Genomic DNA, 23,191 nt, shown 5'->3' with positions numbered 1-23,191 from the left:
CCTAAAATTAGACAATTAACTTACGATTTTTTACATAATTTATCATAGAAGGTTAAGCCTCGTATGCTAATCTCAGTACATTGTTTAAAAGGAGTGTTCAGTGCATCGACGTTTATTTATTGGAGCTGCTCTACTGTTATCTGGTTGCAGTACCATAGGTATTACTGATCTATTCCAAGATTATGCGACGCAGCTAAGACCTGTTCGCCAAGCTATTTCTCAAAATAACATAGCAAGTGCGCAGCAACTTTTGCCAAGTAACAGCCGAGGCCATAGTAACTATTTGTTAAATCAGCTTGAAACGGCCCGTCTTGAGTTTTTGGCTAAACAAAATTCTCAGGCCAATGAGACCTTTGAAGCTGTTTATCAAAATATGGAAAAAAAGCGTCAAGCAGCCAAAGTACAACTAAGTGCAGGCCTTGAACAAACAAATTCATTATTAACCAATGACTCAGTGATTGGTTATGAGCCAGCAGCCTATGAAATGACCATGCTGCATAGCTACAAAGCACTGAGTTATGTATTTGATAAACAACTTGAATCTGCATTAGTTGAAGTTAGACGTGCAAATAAAGTGCAAGAAGATGCACTTAAAGACAATCAAGCCGTACTTGATGAACAAGCGGAACAGGCAGCCGAAGGCTACCCTGATATGGCTGAGCTAATTGGTAATGTCAAAAATGGCTTTCAAAATGCCTTTACGTTTTATTTGTCTGGCCTACTTTATGAGGCAGATAAACAGTTTGATGATGCCTATATCGATTATAAGAAAGCACTCGAAATAAATAGCGAAAATAGCTACTTACAGCAAACAGTGTTACGCCTTGCCAAAAAACAAGGGTTTGATCAGGACTTTGAAGAATTTAGCAAACGCTTTGGCAAGCTAAAGCAGACTCAAGCAAACACGGGCCAAGTAATTGTAATTGCAGAGCAAGGGTTGATACCAGCAAGGCAAGAGTTTCATTTACGATTACCCATTTATACCTCCCGTGGTGATGCTCGCTTTTACAGTATTGCCATGCCAGTTTATCGCGATGCGCCTTATGCGGGCAGTGATAAAACCGTGAGTCTCGATGGCGAAAATTTGCCACTTACGCCCATTGTTAGGCTTGAAGCGTTGGCTGCAAAGACGTTAAAAGATCAAAGTGCTGGCAGAATAACCCGCCAAGTAATGCGTTTGGTAGCAAAAGAAAAGATGCGTGCAGAATTGGCAAGAAGCGGCGGCGATGTCGGTAATATTTTAGCGAATATTTATAACATTGCATCAGAGCAGGCTGATACGCGAAGCTGGTCGACTTTACCAAGTCAACTGAGTATTGCTCAGCAGGCGATGCCAGCAGGTCAGCACGCTTTAACCGTGCCAGGGCATGGCGAAATAGACTTTACGGTTAGTAAGCAAGGGTTAACCTTGATTTTTCTAACCTCTATAAATAACTACTACGACACACATGTCGTACAACTCTAGGAGCAATGATGAAATACTTAGTGCCACTATTAACCATTTTACTTGTTGCGGCTTGCTCCTCACGCCCTACCACTTCTGGCATTGGTGTTGAGCAGGCATCACAACAGTATAACCAACAACTGATTGTTAATAACCCTGAACTTGGCAAGAAATTAGCCATTACAGATGTAAAAACACGCCAAACAAATGGCTTAACAGATGTTGTTGTGACACTGGCAAGCCAGTACAAAAAATCTCAATACTTACAGTATCAATTTACTTGGTATGACGCTGATGGCTTTGTTATTCGCGGCAACCACTCACCTTGGCAACCTATTACATTATTTGGATTTGCTAAGACCCAATTACCGGGCCTAGCCCCGACAGCAAATGCTGTCACCTTCTCGCTTGCAGTGCGTGAAGTGTCAACAGAAGCACAAGAATTTGAAGATTAAGGATACCACAATGAAATTACTTTCTGTTAAGTCGGCTGCGGCCGTTGCAATGACAAGCGCTTTATTGCTGTCTGGTTGTGCTAATAAAGCCGTTGTTAGCTATGGTGATGCGCAAGCTGTTGAAACCACAGATATCAACTTTGGCTCAACGGATCTACAAAAAGTAGCAAGCCAAATGACAGACTCGTTACTTGCTTCACCTGTGGTTGGCACCATGACAGCAAATACCCGCCCTATCGTGTTTGTTGAGCGTATTAAAAACAAAACGAGCGAGCATATTGATACTGAATCTATTACTGATTCAATCTCAACACAGTTATTACGCAGTGGTAAGTTCCGCTTTGTTGATATGACCCGCGTTGAAGCTGTGCGCGAGCAACTTAATTTCCAAAACGTTGACCCACTTGTAAATCCAAATACCGCTATTGCCTTTGGCCAGCAAGTTGGTGCGCAATATATGTTATACGGCAACTTATCGAGCATTGTTAAATCAAATGCTGACAAGGCTGATGTGTATTATAAATTCACTATGCGTTTAATGGATTTAAAAAGCGGCCTAGTTGAGTGGGCTGATGAAACTGAAATCCGTAAAACACGTGAGAAATCAACTTTTGGCTGGTAGTCAGGAGGGTTTATGAAATACCTAGTAGCAATCCTAGCAAGCTGTTTATTACTTAGCTCGCCAAGTTATGCTGACTATCAGCGTAACAAAGCAGTACCTGTACAACAGGTGTTGTTTGGCTCAGTACAGTCAGTGCGAACAATTACTGAACAAGAGCTGGTCAGAGATAAAACCAACGGCTGGGAAACGTTTGGTGGTGCGCTAATTGGCGGTGTTATCGGTAATCAGTTTGGTGGCGGCAGTGGCCGCACTGTAGCAACCATTTTAGGTTCGATGATTGGTGGCTCTGTTGCCCACAACCGCCAACAAAACAGTCGCGTTATACAGTATCAGCTCGTTGAATTAATGATCAAAGTAGAAAGCGGCGAACAATTTATGGTTGTGCAAGATAAAGACAACCAAATGCTGTTTAACCAAGGTGATAAAGTACGTTTGGTCTACCTCACCGATAACACGGTGCGTGTTGATAAAGCTTATTAAAAAAGCGAGCCTCGGCTCGCTTTTTTTAGCTTTGTCGATAATCAGCGAAGAATCGCTGCATCTTACTCATGGCTTCTGTTAAATCATCTTTGTTTGGTAAAAATACCAATCTGAAATGATCAGGATCAGGCCAATTAAATGCGCGACCATGCACTAATAAGATTTTCTCAGCTTTGAGTAAATCTAAAATCATGCGCTCATCATCTTTAATGTTAAAGTGCGCCGTACCCACTTTCGCAAAAGCGTAAAGTGCCCCTTTAGGCTTTTTACAGCTAATACCATCAATGGCATTTAAACCACGCCATGCAATATCACGCTGCACATACAATCGACCACCAGGGTTTATCAAGTTATCGATTGACTGCACACCGCCTAAAGCTTGTTGAATAGCATACTGAGCAGGCACATTGGCACATAAGCGCATTGATGCCAGCATATCTAGGCCACGGCTTAAGTCGTCCATCATGCTAGTGCGGCCGCTTAACACCATCCAGCCCATTCGCAAACCCGCAGCGCGGTACGTTTTGGCTAAGCCATTAAAGGTGATAATTGGTACATCATCACACAGTGCGCCAATAGAGCTGTGGCTGACACCGTCGTACAAGATTTTCTCGTAAATTTCATCGCTCAGTAACAATAACTTGTGCTCGCGAGCAATATTGATAAGTTCCATCAACAGATCATCACTATACACCGCCCCTGTTGGGTTATTCGGGTTTATAAGCACCAACGCTTTGGTCTTTGAGGTGATCTTCGATTTAATATCAGCAATATCAGGGAACCAATCTTGCTCTTCATCACATAGATAATGCACAGGGTTACCCCCTGCTAATTTAACTGATGCTGTCCATAACGGATAATCCGGTGCAGGAATAAGCACTTCATCGTCATTATCAAGTAATGCTTGTGTGGTCATTTGAATTAATTCGCTGACCCCATTGCCGATGTAGATATTATCGACATCAAGATTAAATAAACCGCGTTGCTGATAGTGTTGATAGACAGCCACACGGGCTGAGTAGAGGCCTTTAGAGTCACAGTAGCCTTGGGCTGAATATAAGTTACGGATGATATCTTTGTGCATATCTTCAGGCATATCAAAGCCAAAGGCAGCTGGGTTGCCAATATTTAGCTTTAATACTTTTTGCCCTTCGTCTTCCATTTTTCGAGCTTGTGCAAGCACAGGCCCACGTATGTCATAACAGACACCGTCTAGTTTGTGACTCTTTTTGATTTGTGACATGGTTACCTCTACTAATTAGCCTTAAGACTACCCCAGTAAAGGGGTACCATGCCAGAGGATTTTTGCGGTTATAACTGAAATAAATTCAAGTTTTTAGCGAGTAGCGAACCAAGCTTGTAATTTTTCTACAGAACCTGAAACTTGTTCATCAAGGGTTTGTGATTTTTCTTGTGCAGTAGCGACATCACCTTGGGTTAGGGTCAGTTCAATTTCTTGAGCAAGCGATGATAAACTCGCGGCACCAAATTGAGCTGCATTTGATTTTAAACTGTGTGCATGCCTTGCAGCTGCTTCGTTATCTGAACCAAGGTTTGCAAGTACTTCAGAACCTAAACGCTGAAATTCACTACAACAAAAGGTCAAGGTGTCGGCAAATTGGTCACCTAAAAGTGATTCCATCCCTTCAAGTGCACTCTCATCAATTGTGATTGTCGTCATCTTTATCCCTTAATCAAAAACGTAATTATATAAATCGCAACTTTAGCCGTTCATAGCTAAAAAGCAAACCTGCTTTGCGAGTTAAGCTCATGTATACTAGGCATAGTTTTGATTTACACCTGAGTTCGTATGGCTAGAGAATTGTGCTCACATTGTGGCTTTTCAGTTAAAACCTGTTTATGTGATTCAATAAGCATAATCAATAATAAACTAAAAATCATTATATTACGCCACCCTAGTGAGGAAAAAGTTACTAAGAACACTGCTAATTTACTGAATTTAGGCTTAGATAATTGCCAGATCCTTGCGGGTGAGTCAGAACAAGACTTTTTACAGCTTGCAACATTGCCAAAAGCAACAACTGCGGTACTCTATCCTGCTGATAATGCATTATGTTTAGATGAACACACGGCCACTACAGATGCTTTAAAACAGTCTTTAACTCATTTAATCGTGATTGATGGTACGTGGAAAAAAGCCTACAAAATGCTGCAATTAACTCCAAGCCTTCAGGGGTTTCAGGCTGTGAGTTTTAAGCAAATACCACAAAACAAATACGTCATTCGTAAAGCACCACGCGCAGATAGTTTATCAACTTTAGAAGCAGTGGCTCATAGCCTTAAACTGATTGAAGGCCTTGATGTAACACCGCTATACAAATTATTAGCAGCACTGGTCGATAAGCAAACCCAACATATGCCAGATGATGTTAAGGCACGCTATTTATAATGCGTGTATCAAAACGACTTAGCGCGGGTTTTCACCGTCAGGGACCAGATTATCGCTTTGATGATCAGGTTGATTTTGACGATATTCGCGATACCTTTGGTTTTCGTACCATGGTGGTTGGCAATTGGGTTAATAAGCAAGAGCGGCTATTAGCGGCGAATTTAATTTACGATGCCTTAGCTGACCTTGCGCAAATTTTGAGTTTACCCCCAACAGCAATTGGCCTTAGGGGTAAGCTTAATTTTGCCTTTGGTCATGGTGGGCAAAAAGGTGTGCAGGCTCATTACAATGCCCACAGCCAAACCCTTGCGCTTGCAAAAAATGCCGGCGGAGGCGCTCTAGCCCATGAATGGTTTCATGCGTTTGATCATCATATTTGTCAGCATTTATTCAAAGGCAGAAAGAGCATGCAATTTTGCTCAGCACTGTGGCTCGAACAATCACCGGATTTAAGCCATCCACTTAATCAGCGCTTAAATGAGTTTTATCATCAGGTATTTTTAGACTCCTCAGGTGAAAACCCAAATGCGTTTGTGAAGCAATCTATCGCTTTTGATAGGCAAGTAAAGCAACTTTATATGAGTATGCCTGAAGAACTAGCGGCTCGCTGTTTTGAAAAATGCATTGCCATGTACCCTGATATAAAAAATAGCTTTTTAGTGAGTGGGTTATCGACAAGTGGCTTAATTTACCCAGATGAGCAGCATACAATGCGCTGCTTTTCAGCACTGCTGAATTACTTTAATCAGTTAGGTTCGCTGTTGCATCAAGGCTAATTTCAACTTTCTGCACCTCGCTTATCCAAGTTAAGTAATCATCTGCACAAAGCGGTTTTGAAAAATAATACCCTTGTCCAAATTGGCAGCCATAACTTTGCAGCATTGCTAGGCTTTGCCCATCTTCAATCCCCTCAGCAACAACATGTGCACCCAAAGTAGTGGCGATATCACAGGTAGCCCGGCAGATACTCTGATCGTTCACAGAAAATGGCAGGTTTAACACAAATTGTTTATCTATTTTAACTTCATCAAAGCCTAGCTGGCTCAGATAGGCAAGCGATGAGTAGCCAGTACCAAAATCATCAATTGCAAGCTTTAAGCCGATTAAACGGTAGTCATCAAGTGTCGCTTTAATTTTTTTACTTTCTTCTAAAGTGGCTGATTCTGTAAGCTCCAACATCACAGATTCAGCCGCTACTTTTTGCTCATTTAAAATAGTGATTAACAGCACGGGTAAGTCTTTATTTAATAAATCTTTTGCTGAAATATTTATAGAAATAACGTGATCGGGTATCAGTTTACAAAACTTCGCTTGCCATTCGACGCCCCTTTCAACGACCCACTCTGTAAGCTGATTGATCACCCCTGCTGACTCTGCAATTGGAATAAACATATCTGGGCTTACTGCACCAAATACGGGATGCTGCCAACGCAGCAATGCTTCACAGCCAACAACTTTGCCTGTTTTTAAGCAAATCTGTGGCTGAAAATGCAAGCTGAGTTGGTCTTCATCAATCGCTATTTTAAGCGCTGCAGCAATCGATAACCTTTGCTCAGACAGGCGTGCAGTTTCTGAATCAAACATGCGCCAACGCTCACCTTGTAAACGCTTTTCAGACATTGCTTGTATCGCACATTGGAAAATTTGTTTCGCGGTATTACCGTGCATTGGGTAATAAGCAACGCCGATATCAACACTGTCGACTAAATTAATTTCTTCATGGGTGAGCCCTTCTTCAAACACACCATGGATCAAACATGCAAACTGCTCAATGTGACTTAGTTCAAGCTCTCCCATTATTAGACAACCAAATGTGTTGTCATCAACATGTGCAAGCCAAGCGCTTCTACTGGTTTGGATTTCGAGCTTTAGTGCATTCATACTCTGCAACTGAGTATTTAAGATACTTAATCTTTCATTGATACAAATATTGGCCTGTTCAAAGCCAAAGGTAGAACGGGCATTTGAAAGTACATGAGCCTTAAATAATAAAACTGAGAAGTGTTGTTTTTTCGAGACTTTTTTCACAATCTGCGCGAGCAAAAATTGCTTATTTGGCAGTTTAGTATCTGCATCATGCAGCATCGAATAATTAAATGCTGATATTTGCTGGCGATCTTTTAACAATAGGACAGAACATATCGCCAACGAAGTAAGCAGCAATATGGTGTTATGGATGTCATGATAACCAACCCCAAAGCCATTCCAAATAACTAAACTAAGCACTTGAACAACAATAGTTAAAAGCATAAAAATACGCAGGTGGGTTCGGCTATTTTTGCACTCCATTAAACTAAAAAATAGAGCGCCAGCAAAACTCAAGAATCCAACGCAAGAAACGATAAATAACCACTGGCGATTGAACTGTGGTTGAATTGATGACAGTAAAGCTGCAATTAGCAAACACGCAATCATTGCTTGCCATGCTTTTTTAAAAATAGGTTTGTATGTATGAATGGCTAAAAAATGATATAAAAAGTAGCTAACAAAACACAGTGCAAATTCATTAACAGGCCATTTTGCTTCCCAACCTAAGCCATCAACTAGATAGTTGATTAAACCGTTATCTATGAGAAATCCGACCGTAACAAGCAAAAAGTAGGCACTTAACACCATATACTTTGGTTGCTGCGAGACAAAGAAATATACTGCGCACACGAACATACATAAAATTAGCACACCCAAAATAGCACCATAACCTAAAATAGTTTGGTGTAAATTGGCTTCAAATATTTTCGCAGCCACCACCCCAACTTCTATCGTCAGTGCCCTATCATGCACAAAGTTAACTAAAGCCCAGCGATGTCCTTGGCTATGCTCAATCAACCAATGAGGACGAACATTCGATAAACTTTCTAGTGAAGCAAGTCGTTGATTACTAGTAGCCTGAAAGTTTTCATCTAAAAGATAAAACTTAGCCCAGCTTAAATTGGGTTCGCCAAGAAAAACAACATAATTTTTATTGTCAGGTAGTTGGTATAAATCAATGACTAACCAATGGGACGTTTTAGCTGTAAGGCGGACTGAGCTTGTTTCAAGCGCACTTAGTTTTTCTGCGTTTTGTAACGATACTTCAAGAGATTGGCTTAGTTTGGCAAGTGGTTGTTCTGAATCAAGCAACCAAACAGATAAGTCATCATCAGCAGCAAAAACACTGGTGCAGTGTATCAAAACACAACACAATATTATGAGCAGCTTTGTGATAATCCAATTAACTTGCTTGCCAATAAAGTGCATTTTAGCTCCGTGCTTTAAACACCAGCTAAAAGTATGGGGCCGATACGCTTAAATTGCCAATTATGCAGGCTTTTATTAGGTAAAAAGTTCAGTAACAAAATGTTATGTGGCCCGAAAGCCACATAAACTGGAGTTATTTATTGTCATCACTAATACGGCTCGCTACTGCCGAATTTTGATCTTTATATTTTGCGTCTTTACGAACGTTGTATGGGTTTTCTGCAGGGCTTGTCATGGTTTCAAAGCTCATAGCACCAATTTTCATCATTGGGCGTAAAGCCAATGGCAATTTGCCTGAGTTATAAAACTCCAACACGATATTACCCGACCAGCCTGGATCAATACGATGTGCTGTTACATGAACCATCAAACCAAGACGTGCTAACGATGAGCGACCATCTAACCAACCAACAATATCTGCTGGTAATGTTACTTTTTCGTGGGTGATAGCCAGTGCCAATTCACCTGGGTGAAGGAAAAATGCTTCTTCTTCAGCAAGCACAATTTCATCACTCATAATTGATTCCATCGCCTTGTTAAGCTGATCTTTTGGACCACTTAAGTCAACATAGGCTGCGGTATGATCTTGGAAAACTCGAAACTTGTTGCCCAAACGCAAGTCTACCGTCACACCTGAAATCATTTCTTTACTCGGTGTTGGCTCAATAACAATGCGGCCTTCGTCAATATACTGCTGAATATGGGTATCTGATAATCTCATTTATTATTCTACCTAAAACAACTTAAACATATGATTTTAAGCTGAAAAAACACGCTAAGCTCTAGTTGAAACACAACAAAAGTCGAGTGTGTATCAGTAAAGCCAAATGGGGTGGATATAGTGTGACATATATTACACAAATCAACAGCGTGTTGCGCGAATAATTCTCAACAAAATAAGATAAGCCATCTCAGGTAATAAGATCAGTGATTTCTGATTTATCTAAAGTACTGGGTTTTGTTTTAATTACGCGATTACAGGGAGAATGAGGATAAGTTGTTATGGATTACATTATTTTATCCGTAATAACATTGCCAGCATGTGTTGTCGCTATTTTAATCGCCAAACATTACGCTAAAAAACAAGAAATGTGGCATGGCTTTCTCGTTTTTACAGGCTCGTTGTTGCTAACTAGCTGGTCGGTAGTTGGCTTAGTTGCAAACGAGACGTTCTTTTTCCCGTTACCTTCACTACTCACTATTGCCTTTTACTTCTACTGCTTTGGTGAAACCGATATTGTGTTTATGCCAAATTTATTAATTAATCCTGGCATTGCTATTTTTTGCTACTTTTCTTGCTACTTTTTTAATCGTAATAAAGTTTTTTAAAGCCCTAATTTTTATTTGTTACTGTTTTAAATTTTAGGTGCTTGAATAAAAAAAGCCGCTCATTGAGCGGCTTTTGTTCCATCGGGATCACATATTAAAAGCTATAACGGGCACCAATTGTGTAACGAGGTCCGTATTGACGAGCAAATAAGAACTGCTCTTCGTAACGACCGTAGCCACGCTCAGTTTCGTTATTAAGGTTTATACCTTCAAAGAAAACAGTCATGTTTTCGTTGATGTCGTAGTTAACACTTAAGTCCCATTGACCGTAAGTATCGCCAAACTGTGGCGGAGCATCAGATGAGCCTTGCGATTGACCAACACCAATTAAGTAAGAATCACGCCATGCGTAAGTTACTTTTACTGATAAGCCGTCTTTATCGTAAAAAGCTTGGAAGTTCGCTGAGTCACTTAATCCAGATAAAGGAGCTTGTTGAGTCAAACTTGCTACATCAAATTCAACATCACCATCAACAAACGTAGCATTAACCCCTAAACCAAAGCCGCTTTCACCAAATAAGTGTTGAACAGCAAGTTCAAAGCCATCAACTGATTTACTATCAGTATTTTGTGGCTGAGAAATATTCCATACCATCAGTGGGTCGGAACTCGTTGGCTCAATGGCACCGTCCGCATTACCATAACCTAATGCCAGCATTTCATTGAAAACAGCGTCACTCGTTGCCTGCTCGCCACGTGCTTCTACAGATGCCACAGCTTCAAGGTAACGAGGACCATTTAAGATATCGTATAAACCATCAATGGTTGTTTCTGTGATTTGCGTTTGAATAAAGTTATCTACATCTTTTTTGAAGTAACCAACCGATGCGTAGCTACCTTCACCGTAGTAGTACTCAAGCGATAAATCTAAGTTTGTAGACTCAAATGGCAGCAAGTTAGTATTACCTTGACCACCAGTACGCGAACCTGGTTTCGGGCTACCCGTTAAGCTTCGGCCACCAGCCAAATTACCAAGCGGTGCGCGAGCCATGGTTTTACCCCAAGAAACACGACCTACAAGCTCGTCTGTAATTTCAACTTTTACGTCGATATTTGGTAACCAGATATCATAATTACCTTCTTCTTGATAAAAGTTATCTGTACCGCCAGTTTCGTACTGCATGATCCACTCAGATGCACTCACCCAGTTCACCTGGCTTTCTACACGTTGACGAACCGTACTGGTCACATCAGTTTCTTCATAACGAAGACCTGCGTTGATTTGAACAAAGTAATCAGATAATTCAAATTCCCATAAGCTATTCACATAGAAGCTTTGCGTTTTTTCTTCTACGTAGCTTTCACTGTCGATGCCATCAAAAAATGGGTCAATTGAATATTGGTTATCGCCTAATAAATCTTCGTTTAAATAAGCAAGCTGGCGAGCTAATGCTTCTTCAAAGCTATAGGTGTAATAGTAATTTGGTTCAAGGGCACTACCACCACCAGCAAACTGATCTAGCATGTCGCCAGTATCATTATAAGTGAACATGCCATCAGGGAAGATTTCGGTGAAAGATGGATTAAAACCTGGGCCACCACGCAGACCACTCCAAGCAGTAAAACCACCCATAGTTTGCTTAGTATTGGCAGCACCGAATTTCACTTTAACAAGTGGAATTTCAAAGCTTTCATTGAACCAGGTTGCATGAAGCTGAGCTTGCTCAACTTTAGACTCGCCTGGCGAGTAACTAAACTGGCTGAAGTTTGAATCAATCTCACTTGGGTCTAGTACTGTAGTACCATTACTCCAATTTACGTATGCATGTGGAATTTCGCCAGTGCGATAGTCATATACTTTGCTCTGTAACTGGTCAGAACCAAGAATGATTTGACCATCAGAACCTAAGCCATCATCTGCGCCGTTATCTGTTTCGTTTTTCGAATCATGATAATCGAACTCAACTTCCCACTGGTCATTGATTTGCCATTCTAGGTTTAAACCAATTGAACGTGCTTTAACTTCTGTAGTGGCGCGGCTTGCCGTGAATGAACCATCATTACCACTGATATCGGCATAAAGCGCTGTACCATTTTCATCAAGCTCATAACTATTGATGTTACTACCAAACTCATTCCAAATACCCCAACCTGCAGTTTCAACACCGGTAATTGCACGACTTGCGGTGTAATCAACTGTTGCAGTAAAGCTTTCAACTGGTGAGTACTGTAAAGTTACTTGGCCATTAGTACGCTCACGTTCAACATCAGCAATACTGTAGTTCATGTCTTTCGGGAAGAAATGATTACCGACACGGTTGCCTTCGCTATCTACTGCACGTGGGTCAATGTAGTCACCTTCATCAAGGGTTGGTAAGTCAACATTGGCCTGCCAACCTTGAATATTGGCACTTTGCTGTTGAAAATCACGTTCTTGATGAGAGAATGATGCCGCAAAACCAAATGTATCATCAGCATAGGTATTGCTGTACATCGCTGAAAACTCTGGCGTTACATCATCACCTTTTTCATTTGACGAGTCATGAATAGCTTTAATAGACGAGCTAAACTTTTCGCCTGGGCTATTTAATGGGCGAGTTGTAATAATATTTACGGTAGCGCCTAGACCACCACTTGGAACATCAGCTTGACCTGATTTTGCTACTTCAAGTGCACTTACACCATCAGCGGCAATATTCTCAAGGGCGTATGAACGCGTATAACCTGTGCCTGGCATTTGACGGCCATTCAACATTACTAGGTTAAACTCAGGGCCAAAACCACGTACCGTAATTTCGCTACCTTCGCCGTTTGAACGGCTCACTGATACACCGGTAATACGCTGTAATGATTCAGCCAAGTTAGTATCTGGGAACTTACCCATCTCTTCTGCTGAAATCGCATCAACAACACCTGTTGCATCACGTTTCATATCCATGGCGCGGATCATACTGCCACGAATACCTTTAATTTCGATAACTTCAATATCGTTATCAGCTTTCTCTTGCTCATCCTGTGCATAAGCAGACATAGTGCCTAGCCCTGCGGTTAAAATCATCGCAACTGACGCTGCAAGAGGTGTTTTAATAAATTTTGTGCTTTTCATGATATACCTGCTTTTGCAATATGTTGTCATGGATACTGGGTGCTGTAATCAGCACCCATCACTTGTTGCCAATGTTAATTACGGGTTTGCAATAACTGCATTATCAATACGGTAAACCGCACCTTCACCCATCCCCCATGACGGGAACACCATAACAACGTCGATTGCACTAATATCAAGACCTGCACTTAGTAAATCGGCAAGTGTATAAGTATAGGTTTGCCACTCACCAACCACAGGCTCGACACCTTCTTGGCTTGCACTTAACGCAAGCTCCACAGCTTGACCTGCATCGTTTGATTCAATTTTGAATAACCACTGAGCATCTTGGTTGCTGGCGTTTGAAACAATCTTCATTTCAAAACGAACCACACCTTCAGATAATAAGTGCGATGCATCAAAGCTCACGCCATCATCAGCTAAAAAGCCCATTACCGTAGCGGTAGAACCAATTTGAAATTCTGCCACAGAGCCATGAGTTTCATCGTCAGTTTCGACTGTTGGCGTGCTACCAGCACAACAATCCCAAATGCTCCACTGATCTGCCACGTTTTCGGCAAACAGCGTCAGCTCTGATGCTGCCGATTCTTGCTCTGGTACATAAATGCGAGCATTGTCGACACGGTAAACTGCACCTTCACCTTGACCCCAAGCAGGGAAAATCATGATTACATCAATAGCACTTACATCTAAACCTGCGTTTAATAAAGTACTGATTGGGAACGTGTATGTTTGCCATTCACCAGCAACAGGGTCAACACCTTCTGAGCTTGTGTTAAGGTTAACTTCTACTGCTGTTGCACCTTCATTCGACTCAACTTTTAATAGCCAAGGCGCATCTGGTGTTGATGATAAAGAGGTGATCTTCATCTCAAACTGCAGCATGCCGTCATCAACCAATGCTGATGCATCAAACTGCGTACCACTACCACCTGATGAAGTACGGTTAATAAAGCCCATTACCGTAGGAGTTGCACCAATAGAGAACTCAGCAGTTACACCATGTTCTTCGTCGTCGACTACTTCAACAGGTGTTGAACCACCACAACAGTCCCATAGCGGCCAATCAAGATTAGTTTCATCAGTGAATAAAGTTAATGAAGGTAATGTTGTTGTGCCGCCATTGGTAATTTCAACATTATCAACACGGTAAACAGCACCCTCACCTTGACCCCATGCAGGGAAAATCATGATTACATCAATTAGCGATACATTTAAACCTGCGTCAGCTAATGTTTGCAGTGGGAACGTATATGTTTGCCATTCACCAGCAACTGGGCTAACACCTTCAGTGCTATCACTTAAGTTGAGCTCAACGGCTGTAGCGCCTTCATCACTTTCGATTTTAAATAACCAAGGTGCATCTGGCGTTGATGGTAAAGACGTTACTTGCATATCAAAAGTTACATAGCCATCTTCTAACATTGCACTTGCATCATAAGGAGAGGCTTCACCATTTTCATCGATAATAAAGGCATCACGGCTAATAAAGCCATTTACTGTAGGCTCTGCACCCACACTAAATTCAACTACATTACCACGGTCTGCATCTTCAACTAACCCTGGCGTTGTGCCACCACAACAGTCCCACGCAGGCCAGTTAGGGTTAAAGCTGCTATCAAAGATAGTAAGTGGTGTGACTGTGCCATCACTTGGTGGTGTTGGCGCCGGGGCTGCACCTTGCACAAGTGCATCTTCTAAATTGTCGTAACCTGGGCGAACTGTTTCACAGCCTTTACCTGTGTCTGGATCTTGAGCACATTCATAAACACGTACATAGTCAACTTCAAAAGTTTGACCATTTTCGAATGCACTTGCATCAATACCGGTTGCATTAACGTTTTCAGGCCAATCACCGCCAACTGCGAAGTTAAGAATTAAATAAAACTCTTGGTCATAAGGAGATTCATCCCAAAACGTTTTTAACTCACCAGTTGTTTGGTCAAAGTACTCTGTGTACCAACCTTTATGTTTTAGAGCCAGCGCTTCACCATTTGCATTGTAAAGTAGCTCTGACTTGCGCTGTGTCGCGTATAAGTAGTCATCAACATACCAGCGAATTTCACCCTCTTGCCACTCAATAGCATAAGTATGAAAGTCATCAGCAGGGTTTGACCCTTGGTCAAATGCATAAGCCTTACCACTGCTATCATTATTTGGCCACTCTTTACCATAGTGAAGCGTGCCGTAAATATTTGACTCGACACCATCTTCGGTTGGAACTTTTAAGTTAACCGACTCAACAATGTCAATTTCACCAGAGCGAGGCCAGCCACCGTAAACTTCATCGGTTGGCATCATCCAGAACGCAGGCCAAGAACCTTGCCCACTAGGTAGCTTTGCACGTACTTCAAAGCGACCATATTTAAAATCAGCTTTATAGCGAGTATTGATACGTGCAGACGTATAAGGTTTTGCTGCACCCTCTTCTGCAGGTAATGCAACAATATTTAGAATACCGTCTGCAACAAAAGCGTTTTCTTCACTGTCGGTATAACATTGTTTTTCGTTATTACCGCCACCCGCACAGTCTATTTCGAAATTCCATTTGTTGTCATCAATGGCATCGCCGTCAAAGTTATCTTCCCAAACCATCACCCAATCTGAAACTGGTTCAGTTGGATCAACAGTATCTATTTTTGTATCTGTGGCAGAGCCACCGCAGCCAGCTAAAGTCGCTACAGAAAGCGCCATTGCTAGTTGTGTTAAGTGTGTTTTGAATTTGTTCATTGCATTGAACCCTAACATTATGTGTTTGTTAGTACTCAACTGATATATATAGAGTATAGTTTTAATCAGTCAATTGTAAGCGCTTACATTGAAGGTCAAATAAAAAGCCCTTTCAATGTAAGCGCTTTCATTAGGGTATGACACGGTTACTAAAACGTCAATAAAATATTAACATTTACTGCGAATTTGTTTTTAGTCTAGGTGATTAACAAGGCAAGTCATGAACAAAAAAGTAAGGATATACCCCAATAGCAAGACAAATCACTAATAACAACTTTATTAATTAAAAAGTCTCGCTGTAAAAATATTTGCTACTATCAGTCTTCGGTAATGATGATTTCAATAGAACTTGACTGCGCCTGTTGATAATACAAGCTACTAGCAAGCACACGGGCAGCGGTTTTATAGGTTTCACTTGTTTTAGCCGCGTTGTCTTTGGCTATTAAATTGCCCTGCTCTGAGCTTTCGCGAATTTCAATAGCCAGCGGAATATTAGCAAGCACCGGCACGCCATGACGATGCGCTAATGTCACAGCGCCATCTTTACCAAATACATGATTGGGCTCACCACAATGTCCACACAAGAAATAACTCATGTTTTCAATTAAACCAAGCACAGGCACGTTCACTTTATTGAACATAGCAATACCCTTTTGTGCATCGGCTAAGGCCAAATCTTGAGGCGTGGTAATGATCACCGCACCACTTGCTGGTACTTTTTGGCTCATGGTTAATTGAATGTCACCGGTGCCTGGAGGCATATCTACGATAAGATAATCAAGCTCTCCCCAAGCGGTTTCGTTCATTAATTGATTAAGTGCACCTGATGCCATTGGCCCGCGCCAAACGGTTGCATCATCGCTAGGTACTAAAAAGCCGATCGATTGCGCTTTGAGGTTATGCGCTTCAAAAGGAAGTAAGTTTTTATTATCGGCTGTTTTCGGCTCTGCCCCTTGCAAACCTAAAAGCAATGGAATAGACGGACCATAAATATCGGCATCAAGAATACCCACTTGGGCACCCTCTTGCTCTAAAGCTGAGGCAAGATTCACCGCGGTGGTTGACTTTCCAACACCACCTTTGCCTGATGCAACGAGCACAATATGTTTAATTTGCTTAAAACTATATGTGCTAGGTAATTTCACTTTAGCGCTAATTGACACAGGCACTGATAGTTTATCAGCGACAAATTTTTCAATCTCGTTGATTTCGCCACAGCCAGCGAAAGGTAGGCTAAGTTTTACCTGCCAGCTTTTATCGCTGTTTTGATTAAGCTCTTCGAGCCAGTCTTGCTCAATGCCAATGGCAAATGCGCTACTACGGTAGGCGGCTAAGGCAGCAATGATAGGTGCTTTTTCAGCCGATTTACTTGAGAATAGTTTTGACAGTCCAAACATAGCAATAAATTAGCGTTTCTTTGATGAAAAGTGCTGCGGAATTATGTAACATTCATGGCATTAAAACCAGACAATTAGATAATATCATTGCTTTAGGTTGTATATAAGCAACTCACAATGAATTAAATAATGATATTCGAGCATGTTTGCATCGAACTAATCTCAATTCGGAATGATTATGGCACAGCGAAAGATCCTGATTACTAGCGCATTACCTTATGCCAATGGCCCGACTCACTTAGGTCATTTACTAGAATATATCCAAACTGATATTTGGGCGCGTTTCCAAAAACAACAAGGTCATGAAACCTACTACGTTTGCGCGGATGATGCTCACGGCACACCAATTATGCTTAATGCGCAAAAGCAAGGGATCACGCCAGAAGAGATGGTTAAAAACGTGAGTGTTGAACGTCAACGTGACTTTGCTGATTTCAATATTGAGTTTGATAACTATCACAGCACGCACAGTGTAGAGAACCGCCATTTCAGCGAGCTAATCTACAACCGTTTAAATGAAGCGGGTCACATTAAAAAGCACACTATTTCTCAACTTTTCGACCCAGAGAAAGGTATCTTCTTACCAGATCGCTTTGTAACAGGTACTTGCCCAACGTGTAAGTCTGAAGATCAAAACGGTGACAGCTGTGATTCTTGTGGTGCAACTTACAGCCCAACTGAGCTTATCAACCCACGCTCTGTTATGTCAGGTGCTGAGCCAATCTTAAAAGATTCGGAGCATTACTTCTTCGACCTACCTGCTTTTGAAGACATGCTTAAAGAGTGGTTACACTCAGGTACGATTCAACAAGAAATGGCGAACAAGCTTGATGAATGGTTTGCAGATGGCCTACAGCAGTGGGATATCAGCCGTGACGCACCTTACTTTGGTTTTGAAATCCCAGGTGCACCGGGTAAATACTTCTACGTGTGGTTAGACGCACCTATTGGCTACATGGCGAGCTTTAAAAACCTGTGTGATAAAAAAGGGATTGATTTTGATGCATTCTGGAGCGAAGACTCAGATGCAGAGCTTTACCACTTCATTGGTAAAGACATCATCTATTTCCACAGTCTATTCTGGCCTGCAATGTTAGATGGTGCAAAATTCAGAAAGCCAACAAACGTTTTTGCCCATGGTTTTGTGACTGTGAATGGCGCGAAGATGTCTAAATCAAAAGGCACCTTTGTTAAGGCGCGTACTTACCTTGATAACCTAGATCCTGAATATCTTCGTTATTACTACGCGGCAAAATTAAACAACGGCATCACTGACCTTGATTTAAACCTTGAAGACTTTGCACTACGTGTAAACTCAGACTTAGTAGGTAAAGTAGTTAATATCGCAAGCCGTTGTGCAAGTTTCATCACCAAGAAGTTTGACGGTAAGCTTAGCGACACCGTAATGGACGAAGCGCTATTAGGTGAGTTCCAAGCAGCTGCTGCAAGCATCGCAAACCACTATGAAAACCGTGATTACAGCCGTGCAATTCGTGAAATCATGGCCCTTGCTGATAAAGCAAACCAATTCATCGACGCTAAGGCACCATGGGTGTTAATTAAAGACGAAACAAAACAACAAGAAACACACGATGTATGTTCACTTGGCTTAAATATGTTCCGTGTACTTATCACTTACTTAAAACCTGTTCTTCCAGGTATGGCTGCAAACGTTGAAGCCTTCTTAAACGATGATTTAACATGGCAAGGCGCGCAAACTGCGCTTGTTGGTCACGCAATTAATAAGTTCAAACCGCTAATGCAGCGTGTTGAAATGGATAAAGTAAATAAAATGATTGAAGAATCAAAAGAAAGCCTAGTTGCTGAAAAAGACAAGATTGATCCAAACAGCCCACTAGCAAAAGAGCCAATCAGCCCAGAAATCGAATTTGATGATTTTGCGAAAGTTGATTTACGTGTAGCAAAAATTGCTAAAGCAGAACACGTTGAAGGCGCAGATAAGTTATTAAAACTAACTTTAGATTTAGGTGGCGAAACGCGCCAAGTATTCGCAGGCATTAAATCTGCGTATGCACCAGAAGACATTGAAGGCAAGCTAACGGTAATGGTAGCGAACCTTAAGCCTCGTAAGATGCGTTTCGGTATGTCTGAAGGCATGGTATTAGCTGCAGGCCCTGGCGGTAAAGAAATTTATATTCTTAATCCAGATGAAGGCTCAGAGCCTGGCATGCGTGTAATGTAATTACACAATTTCTAGTTAATATAAAAAACCGTTGTGTTTCAGACACAACGGTTTTTTGTATTTAATGAATGCTTTAGATTAATGTTGTTAGCTTAAGAGCTGGGGCATGCAGGATATTCAGTCAGTACTTGAGTAATTATTTGCCCAAACTGCTGGTGTTGTTGTTCGGTAATCGCAAAAGCAGCATTGTAAGCTAGGGTATCTGCAAGCTCACCTGTTATAACTTCATAAAAAGTCATCGCGGTCAGTAAGTGCCCTGCATCTGAAGCATGATTTCCATCTGCACTGTAAAAATTAAGCTCCGGTAATGCGGCGATTGCTTTGTCCCAAACTAAGCCGATTGGTGCTACACAGCTTACCTCTTTTTCGCTAATCGACAAATGCAATTGATAGACAAGCTCCCCTTCTTTGCTGTCACCTTGCTGTGGATGCTCTGGAAACAAAATAGGTGTAATTTCCAGCTCTTTTGCACTGGCAATTAATCGCTCAGCCTCACTTGTAGAATAATTCACAGAGCCAGACTGAGAATACTTTTGACCTTGAAAAATAGCATGGCTCCAATTGGCTTGCTGTAGCTTTTCAATATTGCCCGAAGTGTTCACTATTTCATCTAAAAAACGACCACTGACGGTAAGAGTTGAAACTTGAGCGTTGGTTAACTCACTGGAAATAAGCTGTTCAAGCAAATCCCCTAATCTAGCACTATGGCTATTGCCATAAATAATAATATGATAGTCAGCACTGCCACTGTTATCGACAAGCTCAACACCTGTATCCGGTGTTGAGCTGTTAGTGTCATCAACTTTTGTAGATTCGTTTTTTGAGCTCGAACCACATGCAACTAGGCTAATCGAAAAGACGAGTAAAAAATAACATCGAATTAATCTCGCAAACTTATCATTTATCATACTTTACCTTTTGGCTTATTATTTTTATGTCGTTAATATTGAAACATAAAACTCTAAATTGCCAATTTTTGTACGATTTTTATCTAGGGTGCTAAGTACAAATTATGTAAAACCCGTTCTTTTCGAGGTAAGTAATAATCATCATAATCAAGTGACACTATGACTCTTTTAGCTTTGCCTAATAACTCACTGCGAGGCACTAAACCAATCACTCGCGAGTCTGCACTATTATCACGGTTATCGCCCATCGCTAGATACATATCTTTGGGAATAACGACAGGGGCAAAATGCTGCATCACCGAGGGCGTTTTTGATACCTGAATAGCGTGCTGAACACCTGCAAGGTTTTCAATGAGTATCTGCTGCTCTTGCTTATCATCAGTTAATGCGTAATCAAGTGCTTTACCGTTAATGATTAATTTGTTATCGACTAAAGTCACTGTATCGCCCGGCACGCCAATAACACGCTTTATTAAGCGATTATTTGCAGCCTTAGAATCAAATACAATGATATCACCGGCTTTTGGCTCATCAGTACGCATTAGCGAAATATGACTAAATGGCACACGCAGATCATAAGCCATTTTATCCGTTAAAATTCGGTCCCCTTCAACGATGGTCGGATTCATTGAGCCTGTTGGCACTTCATACCAATCAGCCACTGCACTTCTAAACACACTCATCAAACAGATGAATAAAATCAAAGAGCGGTTATTTTTCCATACCTTCAAAAGCCAGTTCATATTCGTTCCTTATTTGTTGTTTGTTTTCATAAGAGCCTGTGCGGTACAAATTAGTTCTTAACTAAATGTAACGAAATACGTCAATGATAAAAATACCATACATGATGTTAAAAATATTTGACACCACACCCAATGAGTAGTTTACTTAACACCAAGTCAAATATTTTTTACATAGGGTGGAAGAAAATGAGCTACAAAGAAATGACAATTTGGAGCACCTTGGTGGTAACCATAGGCCTTTTAAGCTATTACCTGTTAGGCATTAATTCACTACAAGCTGCGGGTGATCTTAGCCAAGAGACCATGGTGTCTTATTTGTATAAGGTTGTCGTGATTGCGGTGATCTTAGAGATCATTATGCAATCTGTGCTTGCTAGTATTAAACATAAAGAAGCAGACTTAGGGGATGATGAGCGTGATAAGCTCATTGAGCTAAAAAGCACCAAACTTGGTCACTGGTTCTGCTCTGCAATTATCTTAATGTGTGTATTTTTAGCGACGCAAATTGAACGTGTATCTGGACGCATGCTGTTACCTGAGGTCTCTGATCTATATAATATTATGCACTTTCTTATTATTGGTTTTTTAGTCAGTGAAATTATTACTATTGCCAGCAAAGCATATTTATATCGAAGAGACAGCTAGATGACAAAACAGCTCAGTAATACTATTCGGGAACTTCGATTTCATCACAACGAAATGACTCAGCAAGCATTGGCAGAGGCAGTTGGCGTTTCAAGGCAAACTATAGTAGCAATTGAAAAAGGTAAATATTCACCCTCGCTCGAGGTGGCTTTTAAGATTGCTCAACTGTTTGATAAGAAACTAGACGACGTGTTTTCGTATCAGTAATTAACAAAAAAGGTTAGCCAAAGAGCTAACCTTTTTTAAATTCGTATCATTTAATTTTATGACTGCTGATTTTTGAACTGCGCTTTGGCTTGCTCAACTTCATCATCACTGATACCCACTGATTCAGCCGCTTCTTTAATAAGGTGTGGCTGCGTCATCACTAATGCCATCAATTGTTGAAGCTTTTCTGGTGGGATACCTAACTGTTGGACCAGACCCATTGCCATCATTGGGTTTTCCATAAACGCTTGGAACAGCTCACGCACTTTTTCGTCACTTACATTGTGCTCTTTGAGCATTGCAATAATAGGGTTCATATTAACCTTTACTTTTAACTACTAATAAAACCAATAATATGGGCAAATTGATGTTATTCAACTAACATCACCACTTTTCCCGAGTTTTCGTTGTTATCTAAAATACGGTGAGCCTCATTCGCTTCTTGCCAATTTAAGGTTTTATAGATATTGCAATCGAACAGCCCGTTGGCCAAGTCATCATAAAAGCGCGAAATAAACTGCTCTTTTAAATCACGTTTAAACTCAATTGAACGGTTACGCAAGGTTGATGCATGAAAGGAAATACGTTTGCTAAGCAGCCTTGCAAAGTCAACCTCAGCAAAGCGCGCATCTAAAAAGGCTAACATCACAATTTGGCAATCCATTGCTGCAACGGCAGCATTTTTATTTAAATAGCTTCCTGAGACAGGATCAACAATGGTGTTAGCCTGTAAATTATTGGCTTTGAAGTATTCTACAAAATCAGCGGTTTTATAATTAATGGTGTGGTCTGCGCCAAGCTGCTTGGCATGTTCGCACTTTTCATCGCTGCCTGCAGTGATCACCACTTGGGCACCCGCGCGTTTTGCCATTTGAATTGTCGCCCCACCTACACCACTGGCTCCCGCATGAATAAGCGCCGTCTGCCCTGCTTTGAGCTGACCAAATTGAAATAAGGCAGAGAAAGCCGTTAAGTATACTTCACTGATAGCAGCGCCCTCTGCCATTGTCATTTCATCTGGTAACGGCATCACTTGCGCAGCATCAACGGCAACATACTCGCTGTAAGCACCGCCCGCACACAAGGCAAAAACGCGTTTATTAAGCCAGTCACCGGATACTGCACTACCTTTCTCAACAATGGTGCCGGCGCATTCTAAACCTAATATTTCACTGTCACCTTTGGGTGCTGGATATTTGCCCTGTCGCTGTAAACAATCTGCCCGATTAACGCCGATTGCTGCAACAGCAATAAGAACTTCGTTATCTTTTAGGGCTGGTTTATCTGTTTGCGCAAAGTGTAACTGTGAGTCTTCGTGCTTAATATAACGCATAT

Annotated in this window: 21 protein-coding genes; 10 read left to right on the top strand and 11 right to left on the bottom strand. The window is 41.3% G+C overall.

Going from position 1 to position 23,191, the window contains the following annotated elements; all coding sequences use genetic code 11:
* Positions 1-100: 100 nt before the first annotated feature.
* Genes HUS62_RS00180 through HUS62_RS00165 form a run of 4 tightly spaced genes read left to right on the top strand, consistent with a single transcriptional unit; the run spans position 101 to position 3,001 of the window.
* Complete coding sequence (locus tag HUS62_RS00180) at positions 101-1,465, top strand: COG3014 family protein (RefSeq protein WP_175078155.1); 1,365 nt, start codon at positions 101-103, stop codon at positions 1,463-1,465.
* 8 nt (positions 1,466-1,473) lie between these two features.
* Complete coding sequence (locus HUS62_RS00175; protein ID WP_054552954.1) at positions 1,474-1,899, top strand: YcfL family protein; 426 nt, start codon at positions 1,474-1,476, stop codon at positions 1,897-1,899.
* Positions 1,900-1,909: 10 nt separating this feature from the next.
* On the top strand, positions 1,910-2,521 hold the full coding sequence (gene lpoB, locus HUS62_RS00170) for a penicillin-binding protein activator LpoB (RefSeq protein WP_054561262.1): 612 nt from the start codon (positions 1,910-1,912) through the stop codon (positions 2,519-2,521).
* A gap of 12 nt (positions 2,522-2,533) precedes the next feature.
* Positions 2,534-3,001 (top strand): glycine zipper 2TM domain-containing protein, encoded by a 468-nt coding sequence (locus HUS62_RS00165; RefSeq protein ID WP_055021127.1) that lies wholly within the window; start codon positions 2,534-2,536, stop codon positions 2,999-3,001.
* Between the two features lie 25 nt (positions 3,002-3,026).
* Here the strand turns inward: HUS62_RS00165 and HUS62_RS00160 are convergent, their stop codons facing one another.
* Positions 3,027-4,244 carry a pyridoxal phosphate-dependent aminotransferase gene (locus HUS62_RS00160; protein WP_175078154.1) on the bottom strand — a complete coding sequence of 406 codons (1,218 nt, stop codon included), beginning with the start codon at positions 4,242-4,244 and terminating at the stop codon, positions 3,027-3,029.
* A gap of 93 nt (positions 4,245-4,337) precedes the next feature.
* The gene (locus tag HUS62_RS00155; RefSeq protein ID WP_175078153.1) at positions 4,338-4,682 is read right to left on the bottom strand and encodes an Hpt domain-containing protein; all 345 of its coding nucleotides are present in this window, start codon (positions 4,680-4,682) and stop codon (positions 4,338-4,340) included.
* 129 nt (positions 4,683-4,811) lie between these two features.
* On the opposite strand from HUS62_RS00155, the gene HUS62_RS00150 reads away from it, so the two are divergent.
* Together HUS62_RS00150 and HUS62_RS00145 are read left to right on the top strand one after the other, a co-directional pair.
* Positions 4,812-5,411, top strand: a complete 600-nt coding sequence (locus HUS62_RS00150) for a tRNA-uridine aminocarboxypropyltransferase (RefSeq protein ID WP_175078152.1) — start codon at positions 4,812-4,814, stop codon at positions 5,409-5,411.
* Entirely contained in the window at positions 5,411-6,187 is a 777-nt protein-coding gene (locus HUS62_RS00145) for a CLCA_X family protein (RefSeq protein WP_175078151.1), read from the top strand. Before HUS62_RS00150 ends, HUS62_RS00145 begins: the two co-directional genes overlap by 1 nt.
* Here the strand turns inward: HUS62_RS00145 and HUS62_RS00140 are convergent.
* Positions 6,153-8,648: an EAL domain-containing protein gene (locus tag HUS62_RS00140; RefSeq protein ID WP_175078150.1), complete on the bottom strand. Its 2,496-nt coding sequence runs from the start codon at positions 8,646-8,648 to the stop codon at positions 6,153-6,155. The two genes, HUS62_RS00145 and HUS62_RS00140, sit on opposite strands and share 35 nt — an antisense overlap.
* A 133-nt stretch (positions 8,649-8,781) precedes the next feature.
* On the bottom strand, positions 8,782-9,369 hold the full coding sequence (gene dcd / locus HUS62_RS00135; protein ID WP_055021131.1) for a dCTP deaminase: 588 nt from the start codon (positions 9,367-9,369) through the stop codon (positions 8,782-8,784).
* 281 nt (positions 9,370-9,650) lie between these two features.
* On the opposite strand from dcd, the gene HUS62_RS00130 reads away from it, so the two are divergent.
* Positions 9,651-9,977 (top strand): hypothetical protein, encoded by a 327-nt coding sequence (locus HUS62_RS00130; RefSeq protein ID WP_175078149.1) that lies wholly within the window; start codon positions 9,651-9,653, stop codon positions 9,975-9,977.
* 94 nt (positions 9,978-10,071) lie between these two features.
* Here HUS62_RS00130 and HUS62_RS00125 read toward each other — a convergent pair whose 3' ends face one another.
* The 3 genes from HUS62_RS00125 to apbC form a co-directional block, all read right to left on the bottom strand.
* Positions 10,072-13,023, bottom strand: a complete 2,952-nt coding sequence (locus tag HUS62_RS00125) for a TonB-dependent receptor (RefSeq protein WP_175078148.1) — start codon at positions 13,021-13,023, stop codon at positions 10,072-10,074.
* Between the two features lie 78 nt (positions 13,024-13,101).
* Complete coding sequence (locus HUS62_RS00120) at positions 13,102-15,753, bottom strand: glycoside hydrolase family 16 protein (protein ID WP_175078147.1); 2,652 nt, start codon at positions 15,751-15,753, stop codon at positions 13,102-13,104.
* A 317-nt stretch (positions 15,754-16,070) separates the two neighbouring features.
* Positions 16,071-17,150: an iron-sulfur cluster carrier protein ApbC gene (gene apbC, locus HUS62_RS00115; RefSeq protein ID WP_175078146.1), complete on the bottom strand. Its 1,080-nt coding sequence runs from the start codon at positions 17,148-17,150 to the stop codon at positions 16,071-16,073.
* A gap of 178 nt (positions 17,151-17,328) precedes the next feature.
* On the opposite strand from apbC, the gene metG reads away from it, so the two are divergent.
* Positions 17,329-19,353, top strand: coding sequence for a methionine--tRNA ligase (gene metG, locus HUS62_RS00110; protein WP_175078145.1), 2,025 nt, complete (start codon positions 17,329-17,331; stop codon positions 19,351-19,353).
* Between the two features lie 92 nt (positions 19,354-19,445).
* Here metG and HUS62_RS00105 read toward each other — a convergent pair whose 3' ends face one another.
* A complete protein-coding gene (locus tag HUS62_RS00105) occupies positions 19,446-20,261 on the bottom strand; it encodes a hypothetical protein (protein ID WP_175078144.1) in 816 nt (271 codons plus the stop codon).
* An 83-nt stretch (positions 20,262-20,344) separates the two neighbouring features.
* Entirely contained in the window at positions 20,345-21,004 is a 660-nt protein-coding gene (gene lepB / locus HUS62_RS00100; protein WP_175078143.1) for a signal peptidase I, read from the bottom strand.
* 186 nt (positions 21,005-21,190) lie between these two features.
* Between lepB and HUS62_RS00095 the strand changes: the two genes are divergently transcribed.
* Both HUS62_RS00095 and HUS62_RS00090 read left to right on the top strand, forming a co-directional pair.
* Positions 21,191-21,649, top strand: a complete 459-nt coding sequence (locus HUS62_RS00095) for a hypothetical protein (protein WP_175078142.1) — start codon at positions 21,191-21,193, stop codon at positions 21,647-21,649.
* Positions 21,650-21,856 carry a helix-turn-helix transcriptional regulator gene (locus HUS62_RS00090; RefSeq protein WP_054552938.1) on the top strand — a complete coding sequence of 69 codons (207 nt, stop codon included), beginning with the start codon at positions 21,650-21,652 and terminating at the stop codon, positions 21,854-21,856. It begins immediately after the preceding gene.
* 56 nt (positions 21,857-21,912) lie between these two features.
* Here HUS62_RS00090 and HUS62_RS00085 read toward each other — a convergent pair whose 3' ends face one another.
* Together HUS62_RS00085 and HUS62_RS00080 are read right to left on the bottom strand one after the other, a co-directional pair.
* The gene (locus tag HUS62_RS00085; protein WP_054561248.1) at positions 21,913-22,173 is read right to left on the bottom strand and encodes a DUF2999 family protein; all 261 of its coding nucleotides are present in this window, start codon (positions 22,171-22,173) and stop codon (positions 21,913-21,915) included.
* Between the two features lie 53 nt (positions 22,174-22,226).
* Complete coding sequence (locus tag HUS62_RS00080; RefSeq protein ID WP_175078141.1) at positions 22,227-23,189, bottom strand: zinc-binding dehydrogenase; 963 nt, start codon at positions 23,187-23,189, stop codon at positions 22,227-22,229.
* Positions 23,190-23,191 lie beyond the last annotated feature (2 nt).

This window comes from Pseudoalteromonas sp. 0303 (assembly GCF_013349995.1).
In the GTDB taxonomy this organism is placed as follows: Bacteria; Pseudomonadota; Gammaproteobacteria; order Enterobacterales; family Alteromonadaceae; genus Pseudoalteromonas.
Note: the sequence above shows the minus strand (reverse complement) of the source record. Positions and strands in the feature narration are given on the sequence as shown.

Excerpts from the sequence above, each read along its gene's own strand:
- HUS62_RS00175 (WP_054552954.1), top strand. The coding sequence starts at position 1,474 with ATGAAATACTTAGTGCCACTATTAACCATTTTACTTGTTGCGGCTTGC.
- lpoB (WP_054561262.1), top strand. The coding sequence starts at position 1,910 with ATGAAATTACTTTCTGTTAAGTCGGCTGCGGCCGTTGCAATGACAAGC.
- HUS62_RS00165 (WP_055021127.1), top strand. The coding sequence starts at position 2,534 with ATGAAATACCTAGTAGCAATCCTAGCAAGCTGTTTATTACTTAGCTCG.
- HUS62_RS00160 (WP_175078154.1), bottom strand. The coding sequence starts at position 4,244 with ATGTCACAAATCAAAAAGAGTCACAAACTAGACGGTGTCTGTTATGAC.
- HUS62_RS00155 (WP_175078153.1), bottom strand. The coding sequence starts at position 4,682 with ATGACGACAATCACAATTGATGAGAGTGCACTTGAAGGGATGGAATCA.
- HUS62_RS00150 (WP_175078152.1), top strand. The coding sequence starts at position 4,812 with ATGGCTAGAGAATTGTGCTCACATTGTGGCTTTTCAGTTAAAACCTGT.
- HUS62_RS00145 (WP_175078151.1), top strand. The coding sequence starts at position 5,411 with ATGCGTGTATCAAAACGACTTAGCGCGGGTTTTCACCGTCAGGGACCA.
- HUS62_RS00140 (WP_175078150.1), bottom strand. The coding sequence starts at position 8,648 with ATGCACTTTATTGGCAAGCAAGTTAATTGGATTATCACAAAGCTGCTC.
- dcd (WP_055021131.1), bottom strand. The coding sequence starts at position 9,369 with ATGAGATTATCAGATACCCATATTCAGCAGTATATTGACGAAGGCCGC.
- HUS62_RS00130 (WP_175078149.1), top strand. The coding sequence starts at position 9,651 with ATGGATTACATTATTTTATCCGTAATAACATTGCCAGCATGTGTTGTC.
- HUS62_RS00125 (WP_175078148.1), bottom strand. The coding sequence starts at position 13,023 with ATGAAAAGCACAAAATTTATTAAAACACCTCTTGCAGCGTCAGTTGCG.
- HUS62_RS00120 (WP_175078147.1), bottom strand. The coding sequence starts at position 15,753 with ATGAACAAATTCAAAACACACTTAACACAACTAGCAATGGCGCTTTCT.
- apbC (WP_175078146.1), bottom strand. The coding sequence starts at position 17,150 with ATGTTTGGACTGTCAAAACTATTCTCAAGTAAATCGGCTGAAAAAGCA.
- metG (WP_175078145.1), top strand. The coding sequence starts at position 17,329 with ATGGCACAGCGAAAGATCCTGATTACTAGCGCATTACCTTATGCCAAT.
- HUS62_RS00105 (WP_175078144.1), bottom strand. The coding sequence starts at position 20,261 with ATGATAAATGATAAGTTTGCGAGATTAATTCGATGTTATTTTTTACTC.
- lepB (WP_175078143.1), bottom strand. The coding sequence starts at position 21,004 with ATGAACTGGCTTTTGAAGGTATGGAAAAATAACCGCTCTTTGATTTTA.
- HUS62_RS00095 (WP_175078142.1), top strand. The coding sequence starts at position 21,191 with ATGAGCTACAAAGAAATGACAATTTGGAGCACCTTGGTGGTAACCATA.
- HUS62_RS00090 (WP_054552938.1), top strand. The coding sequence starts at position 21,650 with ATGACAAAACAGCTCAGTAATACTATTCGGGAACTTCGATTTCATCAC.
- HUS62_RS00085 (WP_054561248.1), bottom strand. The coding sequence starts at position 22,173 with ATGAACCCTATTATTGCAATGCTCAAAGAGCACAATGTAAGTGACGAA.
- HUS62_RS00080 (WP_175078141.1), bottom strand. The coding sequence starts at position 23,189 with ATGCGTTATATTAAGCACGAAGACTCACAGTTACACTTTGCGCAAACA.